This is a genomic window from Haloplanus aerogenes, from assembly GCF_003856835.1.
In the GTDB taxonomy this organism is placed as follows: Archaea; Halobacteriota; Halobacteria; order Halobacteriales; family Haloferacaceae; genus Haloplanus; species Haloplanus aerogenes.
The window spans coordinates 1,633,430-1,652,486 of record NZ_CP034145.1; the positions used below are offsets into that span (position 1 = coordinate 1,633,430).

The 19,057-nt window shown below is 67.7% G+C and carries 18 protein-coding genes; 8 read left to right on the forward strand and 10 right to left on the reverse strand.

The window, feature by feature from the left end; genetic code table 11:
* Positions 1-123 precede the first annotated feature (123 nt).
* Positions 124-1,305 carry a redox-regulated ATPase YchF gene (locus tag DU502_RS08285; protein ID WP_121918916.1) on the forward strand — a complete coding sequence of 394 codons (1,182 nt, stop codon included), beginning with the start codon at positions 124-126 and terminating at the stop codon, positions 1,303-1,305.
* Between the two features lie 103 nt (positions 1,306-1,408).
* Here DU502_RS08285 and DU502_RS18230 read toward each other — a convergent pair whose 3' ends face one another.
* The 3 genes from DU502_RS18230 to DU502_RS18235 are packed head-to-tail and all read right to left on the reverse strand — an operon-like array spanning position 1,409 to position 3,248.
* The gene (locus DU502_RS18230) at positions 1,409-1,939 is read right to left on the reverse strand and encodes a hypothetical protein (RefSeq protein WP_158601115.1); all 531 of its coding nucleotides are present in this window, start codon (positions 1,937-1,939) and stop codon (positions 1,409-1,411) included.
* A 26-nt stretch (positions 1,940-1,965) separates the two neighbouring features.
* Entirely contained in the window at positions 1,966-3,090 is a 1,125-nt protein-coding gene (locus DU502_RS08295; RefSeq protein WP_121918918.1) for a pyridoxal phosphate-dependent aminotransferase, read from the reverse strand.
* Entirely contained in the window at positions 3,087-3,248 is a 162-nt protein-coding gene (locus DU502_RS18235) for a hypothetical protein (RefSeq protein WP_166033657.1), read from the reverse strand. Before DU502_RS18235 ends, DU502_RS08295 begins: the two co-directional genes overlap by 4 nt.
* A gap of 52 nt (positions 3,249-3,300) precedes the next feature.
* Here DU502_RS18235 and DU502_RS08300 point away from each other — a divergent pair, with 52 nt between their 5' ends.
* Positions 3,301-4,635 (forward strand): DEAD/DEAH box helicase, encoded by a 1,335-nt coding sequence (locus DU502_RS08300; RefSeq protein WP_121918919.1) that lies wholly within the window; start codon positions 3,301-3,303, stop codon positions 4,633-4,635.
* 217 nt (positions 4,636-4,852) lie between these two features.
* The gene (locus DU502_RS08305; protein ID WP_121918920.1) at positions 4,853-6,766 is read left to right on the forward strand and encodes a SipW-dependent-type signal peptide-containing protein; all 1,914 of its coding nucleotides are present in this window, start codon (positions 4,853-4,855) and stop codon (positions 6,764-6,766) included.
* Between the two features lie 67 nt (positions 6,767-6,833).
* On the opposite strand, the gene DU502_RS08310 is transcribed toward DU502_RS08305, so the two are convergent.
* Complete coding sequence (locus DU502_RS08310; RefSeq protein ID WP_121918921.1) at positions 6,834-7,217, reverse strand: putative periplasmic lipoprotein; 384 nt, start codon at positions 7,215-7,217, stop codon at positions 6,834-6,836.
* Positions 7,218-7,381: 164 nt separating this feature from the next.
* On the opposite strand from DU502_RS08310, the gene DU502_RS08315 reads away from it, so the two are divergent.
* The 4 genes from DU502_RS08315 to DU502_RS08330 all read left to right on the forward strand — a co-directional run bounded on the left by DU502_RS08315 (position 7,382) and on the right by DU502_RS08330 (position 11,980).
* Complete coding sequence (locus tag DU502_RS08315; protein ID WP_121918922.1) at positions 7,382-8,884, forward strand: DUF790 family protein; 1,503 nt, start codon at positions 7,382-7,384, stop codon at positions 8,882-8,884.
* Positions 8,885-9,076: 192 nt separating this feature from the next.
* Positions 9,077-10,345 (forward strand): multicopper oxidase domain-containing protein, encoded by a 1,269-nt coding sequence (locus DU502_RS08320; protein ID WP_121918923.1) that lies wholly within the window; start codon positions 9,077-9,079, stop codon positions 10,343-10,345.
* A gap of 1 nt (position 10,346) precedes the next feature.
* Positions 10,347-11,576 (forward strand): ZIP family metal transporter, encoded by a 1,230-nt coding sequence (locus tag DU502_RS08325; RefSeq protein ID WP_121918924.1) that lies wholly within the window; start codon positions 10,347-10,349, stop codon positions 11,574-11,576.
* Positions 11,573-11,980 carry a plastocyanin/azurin family copper-binding protein gene (locus DU502_RS08330; RefSeq protein ID WP_121918925.1) on the forward strand — a complete coding sequence of 136 codons (408 nt, stop codon included), beginning with the start codon at positions 11,573-11,575 and terminating at the stop codon, positions 11,978-11,980. The genes DU502_RS08325 and DU502_RS08330 overlap by 4 nt, the downstream gene beginning before the upstream one ends.
* On the opposite strand, the gene DU502_RS08335 is transcribed toward DU502_RS08330, so the two are convergent.
* From DU502_RS08335 to DU502_RS08360, 6 genes are all read right to left on the reverse strand, one after another.
* The gene (locus DU502_RS08335; RefSeq protein WP_121918926.1) at positions 11,977-12,786 is read right to left on the reverse strand and encodes an alpha/beta fold hydrolase; all 810 of its coding nucleotides are present in this window, start codon (positions 12,784-12,786) and stop codon (positions 11,977-11,979) included. The two genes, DU502_RS08330 and DU502_RS08335, sit on opposite strands and share 4 nt — an antisense overlap.
* Before the next feature lie 73 nt (positions 12,787-12,859).
* Entirely contained in the window at positions 12,860-13,477 is a 618-nt protein-coding gene (locus DU502_RS08340; RefSeq protein ID WP_121918927.1) for a carboxymuconolactone decarboxylase family protein, read from the reverse strand.
* A 255-nt stretch (positions 13,478-13,732) separates the two neighbouring features.
* Positions 13,733-14,251 carry a DUF7122 family protein gene (locus DU502_RS08345; protein WP_121918928.1) on the reverse strand — a complete coding sequence of 173 codons (519 nt, stop codon included), beginning with the start codon at positions 14,249-14,251 and terminating at the stop codon, positions 13,733-13,735.
* Positions 14,248-15,180, reverse strand: a complete 933-nt coding sequence (locus DU502_RS08350; protein WP_121918929.1) for an RsmB/NOP family class I SAM-dependent RNA methyltransferase — start codon at positions 15,178-15,180, stop codon at positions 14,248-14,250. The genes DU502_RS08345 and DU502_RS08350 overlap by 4 nt, the downstream gene beginning before the upstream one ends.
* 62 nt (positions 15,181-15,242) lie before the next feature.
* Positions 15,243-16,133, reverse strand: coding sequence for a hypothetical protein (locus DU502_RS08355; protein ID WP_121918930.1), 891 nt, complete (start codon positions 16,131-16,133; stop codon positions 15,243-15,245).
* Between the two features lie 79 nt (positions 16,134-16,212).
* Complete coding sequence (locus DU502_RS08360) at positions 16,213-16,776, reverse strand: DUF7344 domain-containing protein (RefSeq protein ID WP_241966750.1); 564 nt, start codon at positions 16,774-16,776, stop codon at positions 16,213-16,215.
* Between the two features lie 302 nt (positions 16,777-17,078).
* On the opposite strand from DU502_RS08360, the gene DU502_RS18545 reads away from it, so the two are divergent.
* Positions 17,079-18,968, forward strand: a complete 1,890-nt coding sequence (locus DU502_RS18545; RefSeq protein WP_199722642.1) for a SipW-dependent-type signal peptide-containing protein — start codon at positions 17,079-17,081, stop codon at positions 18,966-18,968.
* Positions 18,969-19,057 lie beyond the last annotated feature (89 nt).

Below are 19,057 nucleotides of genomic sequence, written 5' to 3' on the forward strand. Positions count from 1 at the left end.
GCCGCTTCCTTCCGCATTGGTCGGTCGCCGTGAAAGCCCTTCTCATCGACGAGAACCGCGTTCGGCCCGGCGGCCGGCCCACGCGACCGAAAGTAAATTGCCGCCGACCCGCCCAGAGTGGGTATGCTCTCTCTCGCGCTCGCGGGCAAACCGAACGCGGGCAAGTCCACCTTCTACAAAGCGGCCACGCGCGCGGACGTGGACGTGGCGAACTACCCCTTCACGACCATCGACGCCAACCGTGGCGTGACTCACGCGCGCACGGAGTGTCCCTGTCTCGCCCGCGACGAACGCTGCGGCAACGAGCGCTGTCACGACGGCAAGCGGTACGTCCCCGTCGAACTGCTGGACGTGGCGGGTCTCGTCCCCGGCGCCCACGAAGGGAAGGGATTGGGCAACCAGTTCCTCGACGAACTCACCAACGCCGACGCCATTCTGAACGTCGTCGACGCCTCCGGCGGCACGAACGCCGAGGGCGAACCCGTCGAGGTAGGGACGTACGACCCCGTCGAGGAGGTGGACTTCGTCGAACGCGAGATGGACCAGTGGCTCGCGGGCATCATCGACCGTAACTGGGAGGGCGTGGAACGAAAGTCCCGCTCCCCCGACTTCGACATCGACGAGGCGCTGACGGACATGCTCACGGGGTTCGGCGCGACGGTGGCCGACGTGGCCGCCAGCCTCCGTACTCTGGAGTACCCCGAGGACCCGATCCAGTGGACCGACGAGGACCGCGCCACCCTCGCCGAGGAGATTCGCGCGCGCACCAAACCCCTCGTGATCGTCGCCAACAAGGCCGACGTGGCGCCCGCCGAAAATCTCGAACGCCTCCGCGAGACGGACAAACCGGTGATCCCCGCGACGGCGGACGGCGAACTCGCCCTGCGCACCGCCGCGGAGGCAGGCGTCGTCGATTACGACCCCGGCGACGAGGGATTTCGGATCACCGGCGACGTGACCGACTCCCAGCGCAAGGGGCTGGATCGCATCCGCGACGTGATGGACGAGTATGGCGGCACAGGCGTACAGGACGCCATCGACCACGCCGTCTACGAGCTGCTCGACCGGATCACGGTCTTCCCGGTCCAGAACGAGACGAAGTGGACCGACGGGAGCGGGAACGTGTTGCCCGACGCCGTCCTCCTGCCGAGTGGGTCGACGCCGCCGGATCTGGCCTACGCCATCCACACCGACATCGGGGAGGGGTACCTCCACGCCGTCGACGCGCGGTCGGACCGCCGGATCGGGGAGGACCACGAACTGTCCGAAGGCGACGTGATCAAAATCGTCAGCACCGCGAAGTAGGAGGGGAGGGAAGACGAACCGAGTCGTCAGCGGGCGCAAGCAACTTACGACGCGTGGATAGTTTAACGTAGCGTTCGTGCCACTCCAGCCAGTTTATTCGAGTTTATTTTCGATTCAACCGTGTATCGAGGTCGAACTGACTGATCGTCACGTCGGCGGGGGGTCGGTCGGGGGGCGTCGCTGTACGAACGTCGAGGTGGCCGACGCCGTCGTCTACTGACGGCGTGACGGTCGCCGTCCCACCCAGCGACAGGGCGTTGCACGCCTCGCGCGTCACGAGGCCGTTCGCTGGCCTGCCGTCCGCCGGGACAATGTTGACCACGTACCGGACGCTCGCGAAGTGGTCGTTCAGGCGGTCGTGGGTCGCTCGGGGGACCGAGAGCGTTCCGACCCTGTCGACGGCGGCGCCGGCGTGGATGGGATCGTACTCGCCGTGGATCAGCCGGCGGTCGGGTTCGAACGCGAGGAGGGCGACGGTGGCGTCGACGGGGTCGCCGTCCGGTCGCGGGACGCCGACGATGATGGACTTGCGGGTGACGGTGCCGGTCGTGGCGTCGTCGCTCGCACACCCCGCGAGCGAGCCGACGGTCGCGGCCGATCCGAACGCCGCGAGCAGCTGTCGTCTGGAGGGCATCGGGACGGGGGTAGGTGACAGGCGTTCTACGCCCGCAGATCCGCGACGACGGCTTCCATCACGTCCAGCGCCTCGCGGAGCGCCTCGGTGTCGTTGGCGTAGGAGAGGCGGGCGTGGCCGGCGCCGCCCTCGCCGAACGCCTCGCCGGGGACGACGATCACGCCGCGGTCGATGCAGGCGTCGACGAACCCGTCCGGCACCTTCGGCATCGCGTAGAAGGCGCCTTTCGGCGTCGGCACCTCGACGCCCATCTCCGCGAAGCGATCCAGCAGGAGGTTCCGCCGCTCCTCGAACGTCTCGCGCATCTCGTCGACGACGCCCTGCGGACCGGTGAGGGCGGCTTCGGCCGCGTACTGCGCCGGTGCCGACGCGCAGGCCTGCACGTACTGGTGGACGCGGAGCATCCGCTCGATCCGGCGGGTCGAGGCCGTCACCCATCCCAGTCGCCACCCCGTCATCGAGTAGGTCTTCGAACAGCCGTTGACGACGACCACGCTGTCCGTGTCGGCGTAGGTGATCGGGGAGTGGTGTTTGCCCTCGAAGACGAAGGGTTCGTACACCTCGTCGGAGACACAGACCACGTCGTACTCGTCGGCGATGCGCGCGAACTCGCGGATATCTTCCTCGGGCGAGACGGCGCCCGTGGGATTGCCGGGGCTGTTGACGACGAAGACGGCCGTGTCGTCCGTGATGGCTTCCTCTACCGCCGCTGGATCGAGCGTCAGGTCGTCGCGCAGGGGGACGGGCTTTGGCGTTCCGCTCGCGACTTTCGTCAACGCGTCGTAGGAGACGAACCCCGGATCGGGGAAGATGACTTCCTCGCCGACGTCGACGTGGGCCTCGAAGGCGAGGTGGAGCGCTTCGCTGCCACCCGCGGTGGCGATGATGTCCCCGGGGTCGACGGCGATCCCCTGATCGCGTTCGTGTTTCGCCGCGATGGCCTCCCGGAGGGGTTCGATCCCCTTGTTGCTCGTGTAGGCGTCGGCCTTCCCGGCCTCGATGGCGTCGATAGCGCCCTGCCGGGCGTGGTCGGGCGCCGGGAAGTCGGGTTGGCCGAGGCCGAGGTTGATGGCGTCTTCGCCGGCGGCCTCGAACACCTCGCGGATGCCGCTGATGGAGATGGCTTCGACGCGCGGGGCGAACTCGCTCATTCCTCGCCCTCGTGCACGTCGCGCAGGGTGGAGACGTGGTCGCCCAGTCGCGACAGCGCCGCGTCGGCGTCGATGTAGCCGTCGTCGTACTCGTCGTAGACGCGTTCGGCGGCGTCGAGGAAGTCCGCCACTGCCGCGTCGAGGTCGTCGGATGACATACCCGGTTGGCGGGGCGGAGGGCATATATTTCCACCCCTCGAAGCCCGCGACGTGACGCTCCGCCTCCGGTTCGTCGACGGGACGATCATCGCCGATGGCGCCGTCCCCGACACCCTCCCGCTCACTCCCGACGACCGCGACCGGACGCTCCGCGCCCCCGCCCACCGTTACGCCGAACTCCGCTCGGCGCTCGATTCGGCCGGCGTCGACTACGAGGACCGCGTTCTGGACCTGCCGGCCCTCGACCTCACTACCGACTACGACCTCCGTAACTACCAGCGCGAGGCGCTCGACGCGTGGGACGCCAACGACCGCCGGGGTGTCCTCGAACTCCCAACCGGGAGCGGCAAGACCGTGATCGCCGTCGCCGCGATGGCCGCGCTCGGGACGCCGACGCTCGTGGTCGCTCCCACCGTCGACCTCCTGACCCAGTGGCGCCGCGAACTGGAGACGGAGTTCGACGTGCCGGTGGGGCAACTCGGCGGCGGCGAACAGCGTCTGGAAGACCTCACCGTCTCCACCTACGACTCCGCGTACCTCCGCGCCGACGACATCGGTAATCGCTTCGGCTTCGTCGTCTTCGACGAGGTCCACCACCTCGGCGGCGAGGGCTACCGCGACGTGGCGCGTCTGCTCGCGGCGCCCGCGCGCCTCGGCCTGACCGCCACCTTCGAACGCCCGGACGGCGCGCACGAGGTGATCGAGGAGTTGGTCGGCCCCGTCGTCTACGACCTCGCCGTCGACGACCTCGCGGGCGACCACCTTGCGGACTACGAACTCCGGCGGATCGAGGTCGACCTCACCGACGCCGAGCGCTCGGCCTACGAGGAAGCTCAGGGCACCTTCGTCGACTACCTGAAAACCTCCAACCTCTCGTTTTCCTCGGGGAGCGATTATCAGGAACTCGTCAAACGTTCGGGGAGCGACCCGCGCGCCCGCGAGGCACTGCTGGCCAAACAGGAGGCCCGCGAGATCATGATGAACGCCGACGCGAAGGTGGACGCCCTCGCCCGCCTCCTCGACCGCCACCGCGACGACCGGGTCATCGTCTTCACCGCCCACACCGATCTGGTCTACCGCCTCTCCGAGCGGTTCCTCCTCCCGGCGATCACCGGCGAGACGGGGGCCAGCGAGCGGCGAGCGATCCTCGACCGCTTCCGCCAGGGGACTTACAGCCGGATCGTGACCGCGAACGTCCTTGACGAGGGAGTGGACGTGCCGGACGCGAACGTCGCCGTCGTCCTCTCGGGAAGTGGGAGCGAACGCGAGTTCACCCAGCGGCTGGGCCGAATCCTCCGGCCGAAAGCGGACGGCGGCCGGGCGCTTCTCTACGAGGTCGTGAGCGCCGAGACGGCGGAAGAGCGGGTGGCCGAGCGGCGGCGGTAGCGATCCGCCCGCGACGGAGACCGCCGAAACCCGCGGACTGGAGCGCTACGATCCGTAGAGAGTAGGCAGCTCCTAACCGACAAAACCTCGAATTAATCCCTCTAACGGGGAATTAGCTATTAATTCAGAACGAGTGACATTTGGACACTCCTCGGGGGATGGAGGCCGCTCGTCGATCCGATTCGTTCGGTGGGGCCTCCGAAGGGGGAGCAAACACATGACCGACGACGCTTACAACCTGTCACGGCGGAAGGCGCTGGCCGCACTCGGGGCCATCGGGGCCGCCTCTGCGGGCACGGGTCTCGGGACTTCCGCGTTCTTCAGCGATCAGGAAACGTTCGAAAACAATCGACTCGTCGCGGGCACGCTCGACATGAAGGTCAGTTGGGCGGAGCATTACAGCGACTGGAGCGAGGACGAGGCCCAGTACGCGCACATGGAGGGCGGCGAGTTGGTCATCGACGATCTGGATGGATTCATGGCGGCCACGTTGCAGGAGCAGTATCCGCCGGGTGGACTCGGCCCGAACGAGGACCCCTGCGACGTGCTCGCTGACGTGCCGGAGGACCTCGACCTTGGGGGACAACCCCGGCCGCTGATCGACATCGAGGACGTGAAGCCGGGTGACTTCGGCGAAGTCACCTTCGACTTCGCGCTGTGTGACAATCCGGGCTACCTCTGGATGAACGGCGAACTGCTGGAGAACGCCGAGAACGGGCTGACGGAGCCCGAAGCGGACGACCCGGACGAGGGGGACGTGATGAACGCCGGCTTCGGCGCCGGGCTGGCCGGCCTCGTCGGCTCGCTCGCCGCAAGTCGGCTAGATACCGAACCGGACGCCGACGGCGACGACGGTATCGTCACCCGGAAGAACGCGTTGCGTACTGCCACCGGCGCCGGGTTCGCCACCCTCGGCGTGGGTGCCTTCGCCGGGAGCGCCGCCGCGGCGGAGGGCGACGTGCTGGGGGCCGCCGACCTGCCCGGCCACTCCGTCGGCGTCGGCATCGGCTTCGACGGCACGTACGTCTACACGCTCGACGGTCTCCAGTCGTCTACCCTTCAGGTGTACACGCCCACACCTGGCGGGAGCGAGGCGTCGCCGGTGACGGCGACGCTGGTGGCCGAGAAGAACATCGTAACCGGCGGCGGCAGTCCCGTCTTCATCAGCACCGTCGACTGGGATCAGGGCCGCGAGAGGCTGTGGGCGGCGGACAACGGCGGCGGTGCCCACCTCATCGACGTTGGCGATCCGACGGACGGATCGGAGGACGCAATCGCCGAGTTCCAGTTCTCGGCGCCGAGCGGACTGATCGACGGCCTCGCGTACGACGGCAACGGCGACACCATCTGGTGGAGTCAGGACGTCCAGCCGACCCTCTATCACTTCGAGGCGGACGGCACGCAGATCGAGACGATCACGCCCACGGACCAGAACGGCAATCCGATGGGCATCAGTGGCGTGGCGACCGGGGTCGACGTGAACGGCCGACCGACGCTGTACGTCGGGAACCACACCGGCGCCGAGCGGATCATCCGCATCTACGCCGACGACGGCACCTACATCAGCGACTTCGAGACTCCGCAGGGCCGCATCGAGGACCTCGCGTGCGACCCCAACACGTACGACACGACGGCGCTTCTCACCATGGACGCCTTCGACGACACCTACTTCGCCTTTGAGATTCCGGAGGGGTCGTGTCTGGTTGGTGGCGTCGAGGAACCCCAGCCGCCGGAAGAGGGAATCGGCGAACTCGCCGACGCCCTGCAGGTCACCATCTGGTACGACGACGACTGTGACAACATCCTCGACGACACCGAGGAAGTCGTCTTCGAGGGGTCGCTCGCGGACGCGATGGTCCAACTCGGGACCGGCAACGGAATCCCGCTCGCGGGCGACATCGACGCCGCGCAGGGCGGCGGGACCGGACGCAACTGTTACAGCGCGACCCAGCGCCACTGCATAGGCTTCCGGTGGGATCTGCCGGTGGATCACGCCAACGAGATCCAGTCCGACTCCGTCCGGTTCGACCTCGGCTTCTACACCGAGCAGTGCCGCCACAACGACGGGAGCGGAATGGGCGTGCTCAACGAGGAAGAACTCGAGGAGGAGGAAGAGGAGAACGGCGCGTAGCCCATCCCGTCGGACACGGCGTTCGACCCGGCCGAGCGCGTGGCGACCGACGAGCCGAGCCGCGACGCTACGAGACCCAGTTCGTGTTCAACGAGCCGTTGCCCGAGAAGTCGTCGTAAGCCACGTCCGCGAAGTCGAAGGCGACCTCCTGCTCCGTGTTCGCCGCGACGGTTACCTGCTGTTGCTGTTCGGTCCGGGTTTCGCCGGCCCTGACGCGGATGCGGAGCGTCCGGGTTCGCTGGGCGTTCGTCGGGTTCTGAACCGTCGCCAGCACTCGCAGGTGGCCGTCGTCGGCTTCCTCAACGTCGAGGCTGGTCACGCGTAGCGAGCGCTGGGGGGCCGCCGTCGGTTCGGACGGCGTCGGCGGCGTCCGCGGCCCCGTCGCTCGTGGCAGGTTCGAGCACCCGCTCAGAAGCGTCACCGCGATGGCGAGGACGCGGCGTCTGTGCATACGTGGCCCCTCCGCCCCGACCGGCAAAACCGTTGTTCATTACGCCAGCAACCGTGCCCCGAACGCGATCAGGAGGACGGCGAGCAGGTCGATGCGGCGCTCGCGGTTCACGGCCGGACCCTCACAGCGGCGGGCCTTTATTCCCGCCGCTCCGATAGGCGGCCGTGCTCACGAAGGACCTCCTCCGCGTGTCGCGGGCGGGCGGCGGCTACCACCCGCAGTTCGCCGAGCGGCGCCACCGACCACTGGCTGCGCGCGTGATGGGGACCTTCGAGACCCACGTCGACCGGCCGCGCGCAGACCTCGACGCCGCCCTCGCGGATCTGGAACCCGAGGCCGACCACTTCAAGCTCGTTCGCGGGTTCGCGGCGCTCTGTGACCGCGACGCCACCTTCGAGACGCGGGCGGCGGTGCCGCCGGAGCGCGCCCGTCGGGTCGCCTTCGAGGCCGCCGAAGCGGTGGGCGTCGTGAGCGAGGCGGACCGCGACCGGGCGCTCGCCCGTGCGGCCGACCGCCTCGGCGTCAGTGAGGAGCATCTCGGCGACTCGCTGTACGCCGACCGCGACCCCCGCCAGATCCTGACGGCGTTCGAGCCCCGGTGGGACCCCGACGACCTCCTCGACCAGTACAACCTCTCGCTCGCTCAGACGGCGCTGTTCGACGCCGTCGAGGTGCGCGTCCGGAGTTCGGACCCGAAGGCGCTGATCTCGGCCGTCAAACGCCTCGGCCTCATGTACGAGGTGCGCCGGACCGATTCGGGGCGCGAGGTGGTCGTCACCGGCCCGGACCACCTCTTTCGGCGCACGCGACGGTACGGTACGTCCTTCGCCCGCCTGCTCCGCTCGGTCGCCAAGAGTCCGGAGTGGCGCCTCGACGCCACTATCGACGACCGGGGGACCGACCGCGAACTCGTCTTCACCGACGAGGACGTGTCGGTGCCGGGGGTCGACCCGGTCGCGGAACCCACCTACGACAGCGGCGTCGAGGCCGACTTCGCCGCCCGATTCCAATCCCTCGGCCTCGACTGGAATCTCGTGCGCGAACCCGAACCCCTCGCCGCCGGCGCGCGCGTCATGATCCCCGACTTCGCCTTCGAGTACCGCTACGCCGACTTCACCGTCTTCTTCGAGATTATGGGCTTCTGGACGCCCGACTACGTGGAAAAGAAACTCCGGCAACTCGCGGACGTGGAGGACGTGGAACTCCTCGTCGCCGTCGACGAGAGCCTCGGCGTCGGGGAGGCAATCGAGGCGCGCGACCACCGCGCCATCCCCTACACCGGGTCGGTCCGCGTGAAGGACGTGGTCGATGCCCTCCGCCGGTACGAGGACGAACTGGTCGCCGACACACGCGCCGGCCTGCCCGACGAACTCCACCCCGACGCGGACGTGATCGGTCTCGATGCCGTCGCCGCCGATCACGGCGTGAGCGTCGACGCCCTCGACGGGGTGGCCTTCCCCGACCACGACCGCGTCGGACGGACGCTCGTCCACCCCGCCGTCCTCGACGCCCTCCGCGACCGCCTCGAATCGGGAATGTCGCTCGACGAGGCCGAAGCGGTTCTCGACGAGTACGGTCTCGACGACGCTAGCGCCGTCCTCTCGACACTGGGCCTCCGCGTCGAGTGGGAGGGGCTGAGCGGCGGGACGCTCCGGCCGTCGGAGTAGACGGCATCTCCCTGCCGGCATCTCTCCGCCGTAGCGACTCGTTATCGCCTCGTAAGCTGTCGAATCGCCATTGCCAAATTTTATCTTTAGACAAGTCTAATTCTAGATCACGATGATATCGAGTAACATACTTCGACGGCGTAGACGGGCGGCGGTACCGCCGACGCCACGCCGCGCCGCGGGAGGGGTAGGATGCCCTCGATGACGTACTCGCGGGCGCGGGAGCTCACTGAACGGTTGGAGGAACGCCTCACCGACTCTATCGCGTCCGACCTGACGGCCACGCGACGCGCGGTTCTCGGCGGTCTCGGCCTCGCCGGCGGGGCGGCCCTCGCGGGCGTCGGGCGGGCGGACGGCCACGACGCCGCGGCCGCCGGCCACGACGACGACTCTCACGGCAACTTCGGCGCCGTCGGCGAGTACCGGGACCTCGATTTCGACCCGCACGACTATCTCACCCGGTTCAACACCGGCCGTGGCGAGAGCGACAACGTCCCACAGGACGTGTACGAGGAGGATGGCCGGACGGTCCGGGAGTTCACCCTCACCGCCGTCGATACGACGGTCACCATCGCGCCGGGCATCGAGTTCTCGGCGTGGGCGTACAACGGGCAGGTGCCCGGCCCGACGCTTCGGGCCGTCGAGGGCGACCTGATCCGCGTCCACTTCGAGAATCTGGGCCGACACGCCCACACCATCCACCCCCACCTCCGCAACCTCGATCCGGCGATGGACGGCGTGCCGACGAACGGCCCCGGCGTCCTCGACACCGGCGAGTCGTACACCTACGAGTGGATCGCCCAACCCGCAGGCTGTCACTTCTATCACTGCCACTCGCTCCCGCTCAAAGAGCACATCCACCGGGGGCTGTACGGGGCGATCATCGTCGACCCCGATCCGGAACGGGTCGCGGAGCATCCCGCGGACTACTGCGACTTCCACCCCTCGCAGATCACCGACGACCTCCGCGCCGACCTCGTCGCGGAAGCGGAGACGCGGAACCACGAGTCCGACGCCAACGACGACGTGAACGAGATGGTGATGGTGATGAACGGCTTCGACACCAACTTCGACGGCGACAACGAGGTGTACGCCGTCAACACGCGAGCGTTCGCGTACGGCGTCGGAGAGACGGACGGGGAAGGGAACTGGCAGGCCGGCGAGACGAAGCGGCCCATTCAGGTGGATCGGACGCGGCGCCAGCGTGTCTACCTGATCAACACCATCGAGTTCGACCCCATCAACTCCTTTCACACCCACTCGCAGTTCTTCGACTACTACGATCACGGGACGACGCTGTATCCCACGCATCCGACGGTAGATACGATCATGCAGTGTCAGGCACAGCGCGGCATCATCGAACTCGACTACTCGACCCACGATCCGGGGCTGTACATGTTCCACGCCCACCAGTCGGAGTTCGCGGAACTGGGCTGGATGAGCTTCTTCGAGGTGATCTGAGATGAGTCAACCAGACGGCGGCACGACGATGCACCGCACCGACCGACCGCTGGGACTGCCGCGCTGGGTCGCGGCCGTCCTGCCACTCGTTCTCCTCGCGCTGATCGTCGGCGGCTTCTTCGTCGCGACGCCCTTCGCGTCGCTCGATACGGGCGGCGAACCGCTCCCCGACGTGACGGTGACCCACACCACCCTGACGGACGACGAGACGGTCGTCCTCCACGTCACGAACAACGGCCCCGATCCGGTGACGATCTCGCAGGTGCTCGTCGACGATGCGTACTGGAACTTCGACGTGCGGGGTGCGGGCGGGGACGCGACGCTCGCCCCGCTCGAGAGCGCGCGAGTCGTACTTCCGTACCACTGGAACCCCGGCTGGGACCTGGAGTTCGCGCTCGTCCTCTCCGACGGCGCGACGGTCCACCACACGCTCGTCGCGCCGAGCGAGTCGCCCGGCTTGACGACCGACCTCCTCGTGACGATGGTCGTCATCGGTCTGTTCGTCGGCGTCATCCCCGTCGCGCTGGGGATGCTGTGGTTCCCCTTCCTGCAGTCGATGAGCGACCGCTGGCTCCACGCCATCCTCGCCTTCTCCGCCGGCATCCTCGTGTTCCTCGCCATCGACGCCGGCTTCGAGGCGTTCGAACTCGGTGAGCAGGTGCCCGGCGCGTTCGAGGGACCGGCGCTCGTCGCCCTCGGCATCCTCGGCTCCCTGCTCGCGGTGCAGTCCGTCAGCGCGTGGCGGCAGGGCCGCGCAGACGGGGGTGACGCCCGCGCTCAGAGTGGGCTCTGGATCGCCTACCTCGTCGCGCTCGGTATCGGCCTGCACAACCTCGCGGAGGGTCTCGCCATCGGGAGTTCGTTCGCCCTCGGGCGCGTCTCGCTCGGCGCCTTCCTCGTCATCGGGTTCATGCTCCACAACGTGACCGAGGGGCCAGCGGTGGTGGCACCGCTCGCTCACGGTGAGCGCCCGCCGCTGACGCATTTCCTCGGCCTCGGCGTCCTCGCGGGCGCGCCCGTCATCCTCGGGGGCTGGCTGGGGAGTCTCGCTTACTCTCCGACGCTCGGCGCGCTCTTTCTCGCCGTCGGCGTCGGCGCCATCCTGCAGGTGGTCTGGGAACTCCGCGGGATGATCGGCCGCCGGGGGCGCGCGGGGACGGCGCTGAACCTCGTCACCTTCCTCACCGGCCTCATCGTGATGTACGTCACGGACCTGTTCGTCGCACTATGAACCGGCGCGCCCTCCTTCGACTCGGCGGGGCGGGCCTCCTCGCGGTGGTCGCTGGCTGTTCCGCTGCCGGCGGATCGGGCGATACGCGGCGCGTCTCGATGACTGACGACTTCGCGTACGACCCGGCGCGGATCACCGTTGACGCCGGCACCACCGTCCGGTGGACGAACGACGACGACGTGGGCCACACGGTAACGGCGTACGGAGACGGTATCCCCGCCGACGCCACCTACTTCGCCAGCGGCGACTTCGACACCGAACGCGCCGCCCGCGACGACATCACCGGTGGTCTGCTCCCCGCCGGCGACGCCTACGAACACACGTTTACCATCGCCGGCACCTACGACTACTTCTGCGTGCCGCACGAGGGATCGGGGATGACCGGGACCGTCGTCGTCCGCTAGACGAACCTCGCGAGTTCCTCGTTGAACCGCTCCGCCTCCTCCCAGAACGGGCAGTGACCGCTGTCCGCGAAGGGGACGTGCGTCGCGTCCGGCATCGCGTCTTCGAGCCACCCACCCACGTCCGTCGGGAAGATGTCGCTCTGCTCGCCGTAGATGAGGAGGGCGGGCACGTCCACCTCGCTCACCACCGGCCGGAGGTCCGAGTACGTCATATCGAGGAAAATGTCGACGGTGACGCTCGTCGGCGTTTTCGTCGTCTCCGCGTACATCTCGTCGACGAGGGCGTCGTCTATCTCCTCGGCGAACATGGCCTGCACGAACGGTTTGGCCGCCGACGCGCGGTTGCACTCCAGATTCGTCGCCAGTTCCGTCGCCTCCACGCCAGAGAACTCGCCAAGCAGCGCGTGGTCCCACTCCTCGTCGGTGTGGAACTTCGGGCTCTGGTCGACGAACACTACCTTTTCCAGACCGTCCGTGCCGAACTGGTCGACGTAGTTGAGGATCACGGCCGTCCCCATCGACCACCCGACAGGCGTCACGCCCGTCAGATCGAGGTGTTCGATCAGTTCCCGCACGTCGCGGCCGTACTGCGCCAGCGTGTGCCCCGCGTCGGTCTTGCCCGACTTGCCGTGACCGCGAAGGTCCATCGCCACGACCTGATATCCCGCCTCGACGAGGGCGTCGACGTTGCGCTGCCACCAATACGTCGAGTTCATCGTCCACCCGTGGATCAGGAGGATCGGATCGCCCTCACCGCGGTCGGTGTAGTAGATCGGTACGCCGTCGTTGGTTTCGAAGTACGCCATCCGGAAACACCACTCAACAAGACGACAGGAAGGGTGTTAGCTGTGTGGGTTGGATCGACTGGAGTCGATCCGATCAGATATCGAGCGTCAGCGCGAAGTTGGCGAACTTCGCCGCCGTCCCGGCAGTCGTCGTGAGTTCGACGATGTCGGCGTCGCTGTAGCCGTGATCTTTGAGCGCCGCCACGTCGTCGGCCGTCACGTCCGCCGGTGCGTCGACGCTCTTGACGGCGAATTCGATCGCCGCGCGTTCGCCGTCGGGGAGTTCGTCCTTCCGTTCGTCGAACTGCTGGACGATTCCGAACCGCTCGGGATCGACGTCTTCGAGTTCGGCGCTGGTCGTGTGCCACGCGATGCAGATCGACGCCCCGCGCTCGTGGGCGATGACGGCCGCGAGGAGTTCCTTGAAACCACGGTCGAGGTCCCCACCCTCGAAGACCTGACCCTCCTCGGCCCACCAGATCTTGAACGTCTCCGGATGGTGGGCGAGGATCCCGGTGAACGTGAATCCCCACTCCTCTTCGGTCGCGTACTTGTCCGGCACGTCTCCGTCTTCGAGCGCGCCGAGGATCGCTTCGGCTCGTTCCATGTTCGCCTTCGCGGCCTCCGGGGCCTCCTCGAGGATCGCCTGAACTTCCTCCGGTGCTTTCGGCTCGACGCGCGGACCGGTCTCGTGCGGGTTCTCGATGCTCATACGTGTACGAACCGCTCGCGTGTCGGTTCAATCACACGCTGCTGGCTACGTTTCCCGCGGTCTACGACGGCCTGTGGGCCAGCAGTGAGGGCCCGTTCCGGTCACTGTGGCGGGATGTGTGCGGCCCTCCGGGCGGAAACGGTGTGCCAGAAACCAGAAAATGTTGCTTGTTGACGACGCTCGCCGCCCCTATTCCGGCGGCGACAACGACGCTCGCCGCCCCTATTCCGGCGGCGATAACGACGCCCGCCGCCCCTATTCCGGCGGCGACAACGACGCTCGCCGCCCTTTCGGAATCACCGACCGCAACTCGTCGTGGACGTACAGGCCGACGCCGATGGGTTCGACGCCGCCCGCGATTTCGTGGGCGACGATCAGGTAGCCCCAGTCGCCGTCCCACGCCGGTTCGAGGTCCTCACCGGCGAGAAAGCGCGTCGCCTCGTCGGGGTCGAGGACGATCACGTTTCTCGCCGCCGCCCGTCCGAACCGCTGGACAGCGTTCGTCGTCGGCTTCCAGTGTTCCTGCCGCGTCCGCAGGAACGTCATACCCAGTCCCTCCACGTCGGTCGGAGAGGGCACGTCGTCCGCGAAGATCCAGATTTTGCCCGCGCCCTTCTCCCAGAACGTGTAGCCGTCGAAAGTATCCTCGGGCAGGCCGAAGCGGTCGACCCACCACTCGATCACTTCGTGCCGGGTCGCTCGTCCCGCCACCTCGCGCTCGTCTGCGGTGGCCGGGAGGCGGTCGAATCGCTGACCGTCGTTGGCGTCGCTCATTCTCCCACCTCCAACTTCGCACAGAAGAACCCACCCGTGTCGTTGTGGTGCGGGTAGATGCGGAGCGCCTTCTCGACGCTCGGGTCGTACTCCTCCCCTTCCCACTCGGTGACGCCGGGGATGCCGTCGAGGGGGGCGTCGAAGTCGACGAGGCGACACGCCTCCTCCTGGAGGACGTGATTCAACACGGCCTCGTTCTCCTCCGGCGCGAACGTGCAGGTGGAGTAGACGACGGTACCGCCGGGGCAGGTGGCTTGGATCGCCCGCCGCAAAATGCCCTTCTGGACGCCGGCGACGCTGTGGACGTGGTCCAGACTCCACGTGTCGAAGGCGTCGGGGTTCTTGCGGATCGTCCCCTCGCAGGAACAGGGGGCGTCGACGAGGGCGGCGTCGAACGCGTCAACGGTAGCGGGATCGTCGCTCCCCTCCCCTAGTGGTTTCAGCGAGAAGTTGCGCGCGTCCTGATTCGTGACGACGAGGTTCGTCACGCCGAGTCGTTCGGCGTTGTGGCGGAGGGCGGAGAGGCGGCCGAGGTTGTTGTCGTTGCCGACGAGAAGGCCGGAATCGTCCATTAGCGCCGCGAGTTGCGTCGTCTTGCTCCCCGGGGCGGCGCAGGCGTCCCACACCCGGTCGCCGGGCTGGGGGTCCAGAATCTGCGCCGGCAGATTCGACACTTCCTCCTGCCCGTGAATCCAGCCGTGGGCGTGGGGCCAGTTGCGGCCGGGCGAATCCTCGGGAAGGCGGAGGACGCCCGGATGCCAGTCGGCGGGTTCGTGGGCGATGCCCTCCTCGTCCAGTGCCTCGCGCACCCGCTCGACGGTTGCCTTGATGGTGTTGACGCGGACGACCGAGGGTAGCGGTCGGTCACAGGCCGCCCGGAAGGCCTCGACGTCGTCGACGAGCGATTCGTACCGCTCCAGCGGTGTCATCGGCGGGGATTCGACGGGGGAGGGTTAGTGGGTTTCGACCGGCGGTCGGGGGCCGATCCGTCTCAGTTCGCCGCACCGGCGGCGCCGTCGACGGTGACGGCGTCGGGATCGGAGGTCTCCGCGTCAGCGTCGGCGCCGCTGTCCTCCAGTACGCTCACGTCGAAGTCGGCTTCGAGTAGGCGCGAGCCACACCCGGAACACGACACGGCGATCACGTCGTAGTCGCGACAGCATGAGCGCACGACTTCGTGTTCCATGTCGACGGGGGCGTCACACGCCGGGCAGCGTTCGAGGAACAGGCGGAGCGCCCCGAGTAGTTCGCTCCGCGCGGCGAGGGGGATGGAACGCCACCGCGGCACCCAGTCGTCGAGTTCGCGCGCGGCGGCCACGTCCGCCACGAACGCGGCCCGAGATTCCCAGCGGCCGATCCGCTCGCTGTCGAGGTTGGCGACGACTGCTTCGCCGTAGCGCTGGATATCCAGCAATTCGGCGTCGAGGTCGGTCAGCGCCGCGAGTTCGACCGCGTCGATCCGCTCGATGTCGTCGTCGGTCAGCCCGGTGCGCTCGGCGTCGATTTCGTCCATCCGCGCCTCCCACGCCGTTGCGAACGCCGGCGCGAGGACGAGGTCGTCGTCGCCGTCTTCGAGGACGCCCGCCGCGACGAGCGTCTCCTCCACGTCGACCGAGGTGGGAGCCGGTTCGATCTTGTCGAAGACGGCGAGGAGCCAGTCGGGGAAGTAGCGACGGGTGAACGTCGGCGTCCCCGGCACGAGGTAGCCACGGAGGTAGATCGTCGCGAGGGCGACGACGAAGGCGACGGCGCCGAGCGGCGGAGCGACGACGCCAAGCGCCAGCGAGCCGACGGCCGCGATGGCGACGTTCGTGATCGTACACGGGACACACCGGTTCTCGCCGGTGTAGTCGGGGTTCTGGTATCGGTGAATGAATGTCATGGGTAGGTGCCGCCGACGGGCGGCGAGTTGTCGTCAGCAGGGACGCGTCGATGGGGCATAGGTATGGTCGCCTTGCCGGTCAGCGGTGGCCACGGTCCCGGAACCGGAAGAACTGGCCGACGGTCCGCCGGACGCGCCAGCGGTCGTCCCAGAGCTGGATGGCGCCGGAGACGGCGAACGTGACGAGCGTGCCGCTGGCCCAGAGCAGAGGATCGACCGCACCGACGAGCGGGAGCCCGGTCAGCGACGCGATCACCAGCACCAGTCCGAACACGCCGAGGCTCCGGTAGTACTCCCCCCACGTGATGCCGAGGCCGTTCAACACGTCCATGTGACGATCGACCTCGCGGACGGCGGGCCGGAGGTGGACCAGACTGTGGTCGCGGTCGTACTCGACGACACCGACCTCGTGCAGTTTCGGGAGATGCGTCTGGTGGAGCGAGGTGTAGACGCTCTCGCGGACGCGGGCTGGCGGCGGCGACTCTCCCGTCTCGGCGGCCGCGATGGTCGTCGAGAGGTCACGCACGGTGACGGTGCCGGGGGAGGCGTCGAGACGCTCGATCACCGCCCGCCGCCGTTCGTTGGCGAGGATTCCGTGAATCTGGCACTCCGTCATGTGTCGTCGCGTAATCTGCCCAGTCATCACAACCGAAAAAATCGAGGTGCGAAGAGGGTATAGGTATGACCGGCCAGCCACGGAACGTCGCCGCGTGTAACGATCTATTACGGTTTCACCGGGTGATCCATCCCCCGTTCGCTCCTCGTCAGGGACGCCCATCCAGCCACCTAACGAGACCGTAGATGCTGCTACGATGGCCGTAGAAGTCCCTACGGTGGCGTTTGGGATCGGGGCGGCGGTGATTACCTATACCCCCTGCCGTCGGAGGGGTGGTTGTCCCGAACCGAGGTCACGACACCGTCGGCCGCGGCGGGCAATCAACCACCATGAACGAAGACCGACAATTCAGCGTTTCCCGGCGGAAGGTACTCGCCGGGCTCGGCACCATCGGCATCGCCTCCGCGGGCGCAGGACTCGGCACCACTGCCTACTTCAGCGACCAGGAAACCTTCCAGAACAACCAGCTGACAGCTGGGACACTCGACATGAAGGTCGACTGGGAAGAGCACTACTCCGACTGGTCCGACGACGAAGCCGCCTTCGCGTCCATGGGCACGATGGAGGAACACGACATCGAACTCCCCGCGCTCACCTCCGGTGGCCAGCTCGTCGCCGACGCCAAGCCGATCTACCTGACGCTCAACGGCGAGACGGCGGGCGAGAAGCAGACCGCCAAGGACGGCCTCTGGGACGCCACCTCCGTCGAGGCGTTCCCGGACGTACTCAACGGTGACGGCTCTTACGACGGCATTCAGGACGCGTTCTCCGACGAGGAGGCGTGTGACATCCTCACCGACGTGGGTGGCAACTCCAGCGGCCTGAGCGACCCCCGCCGTACGCAGGGTACCTTCGCCGGCCAGACGACCGAGGAGGGCGACCCCCTGATCAACATTCAGGACGTCAAGCCCGGCGACTTCGGCGAAGTCACCTTCAGCTTCCACCTCTGTGACAACCCCGGCTACGTGTGGCTGAACGGCGACCTCATCGAGGCGCGCGAGAACGGTCACACCGAGCCCGAGAACGAGGACCCCGACTCCGTCGGTCCGTCCGACGAGGTGAGCGAACCCGGTGACCTCGAGACGAGTCAGGTCGAACTGCTCGACGAGATCGTCACGCGCGTCTGGTACGACCCGAACGGCAACAACCAGGTGGACATGCTCTCGGGCGAACTCGACATCATGATCGCCATCGACGCCTCCGGCTCCATCTCGGGCGACAAGAACCAAAGCGGCACCGAGGCGAACAACCTCGTGCAAGGTGTCGACGAGTTCGTCGCCGCCCTCGCGGCGTCGCCCGCCGACATCGAAGCTGGGCAGGTGCTGTTCGGAGAGAACAGCAGCCTCACCAGCTTCACCGGCCTCGGCTCGCCCGGCGCCCTGCCGACCATGGCGTCGGTGTACCCCAACAGCAACCGCGGCAACACGCCCCTGCCTGCCGCGCTCGACGTGTGCGACCAGGAACTGGCCACCGGCCGCCCGGGCGCCGACAAGATCATCGTCGCGTTCACCGACGGTGGACCGAACTACAGTGCTGACAGCTACTCCGCGGGTGGCTACACCGCGCCGCGGGACGGCGTGGGCTACTCCGAGGACGGCAGCTCCGGTAACGGCTACGACAACAACGGCGGCGGTACCGTGACCGTCGGCGAAGAAGAGGAGACGGCGCTGGTCGCAGAGACCATCCGCGACTCCGGCAGCCGCATCGTCGTCGTGAACGTCGCCGACGACCCCACCGAGGATCAGGGCAGCACCGGCGTCACGCTCCGGGAGTACCTGAGCGGCACCGGTTCCCCGTACCCCGAGGGCGGCATCGCTAGCTCCGGGTTCTACTTCGAGGTGGACCTGGCCAACTTGGAGGCGGTCGCCGACAGTCTGGCCGCGAGCGTCGCGGTCTCCGAGGAGGTGTTCTTCCAGGGCACGCTCCGCGAAGTGCTGATGGCCATGGCCGACAACGACGGCCGCGGTATCCCGCTCGACGGCGATGTCTCCACCGCGTTCGACGAGCTAAGCGATCCCGAGAACGACGCGGACCGCGACTGTTTCGCCGGCGAGGGCACGACCCACTACGTCGGGTTCCAGTGGTGGCTTCCCATCGACCACGCGAACCAGATCCAGAGCGACTCCGTGTCGTTCGACGTCGGGTTCTACACCGAACAGTGCCGCCACAACGACGGCGCTGGGATGGTCCCCGAGGAACCCGTCGAGATTCAGTCCTAATCCGACGATCCGGATCGGCTGACCCGTTCGTCCGGTCACGAGGCGGCAGTGCCGCCGCCCTCTGACCGATTCCCCGACCCCAACCCACG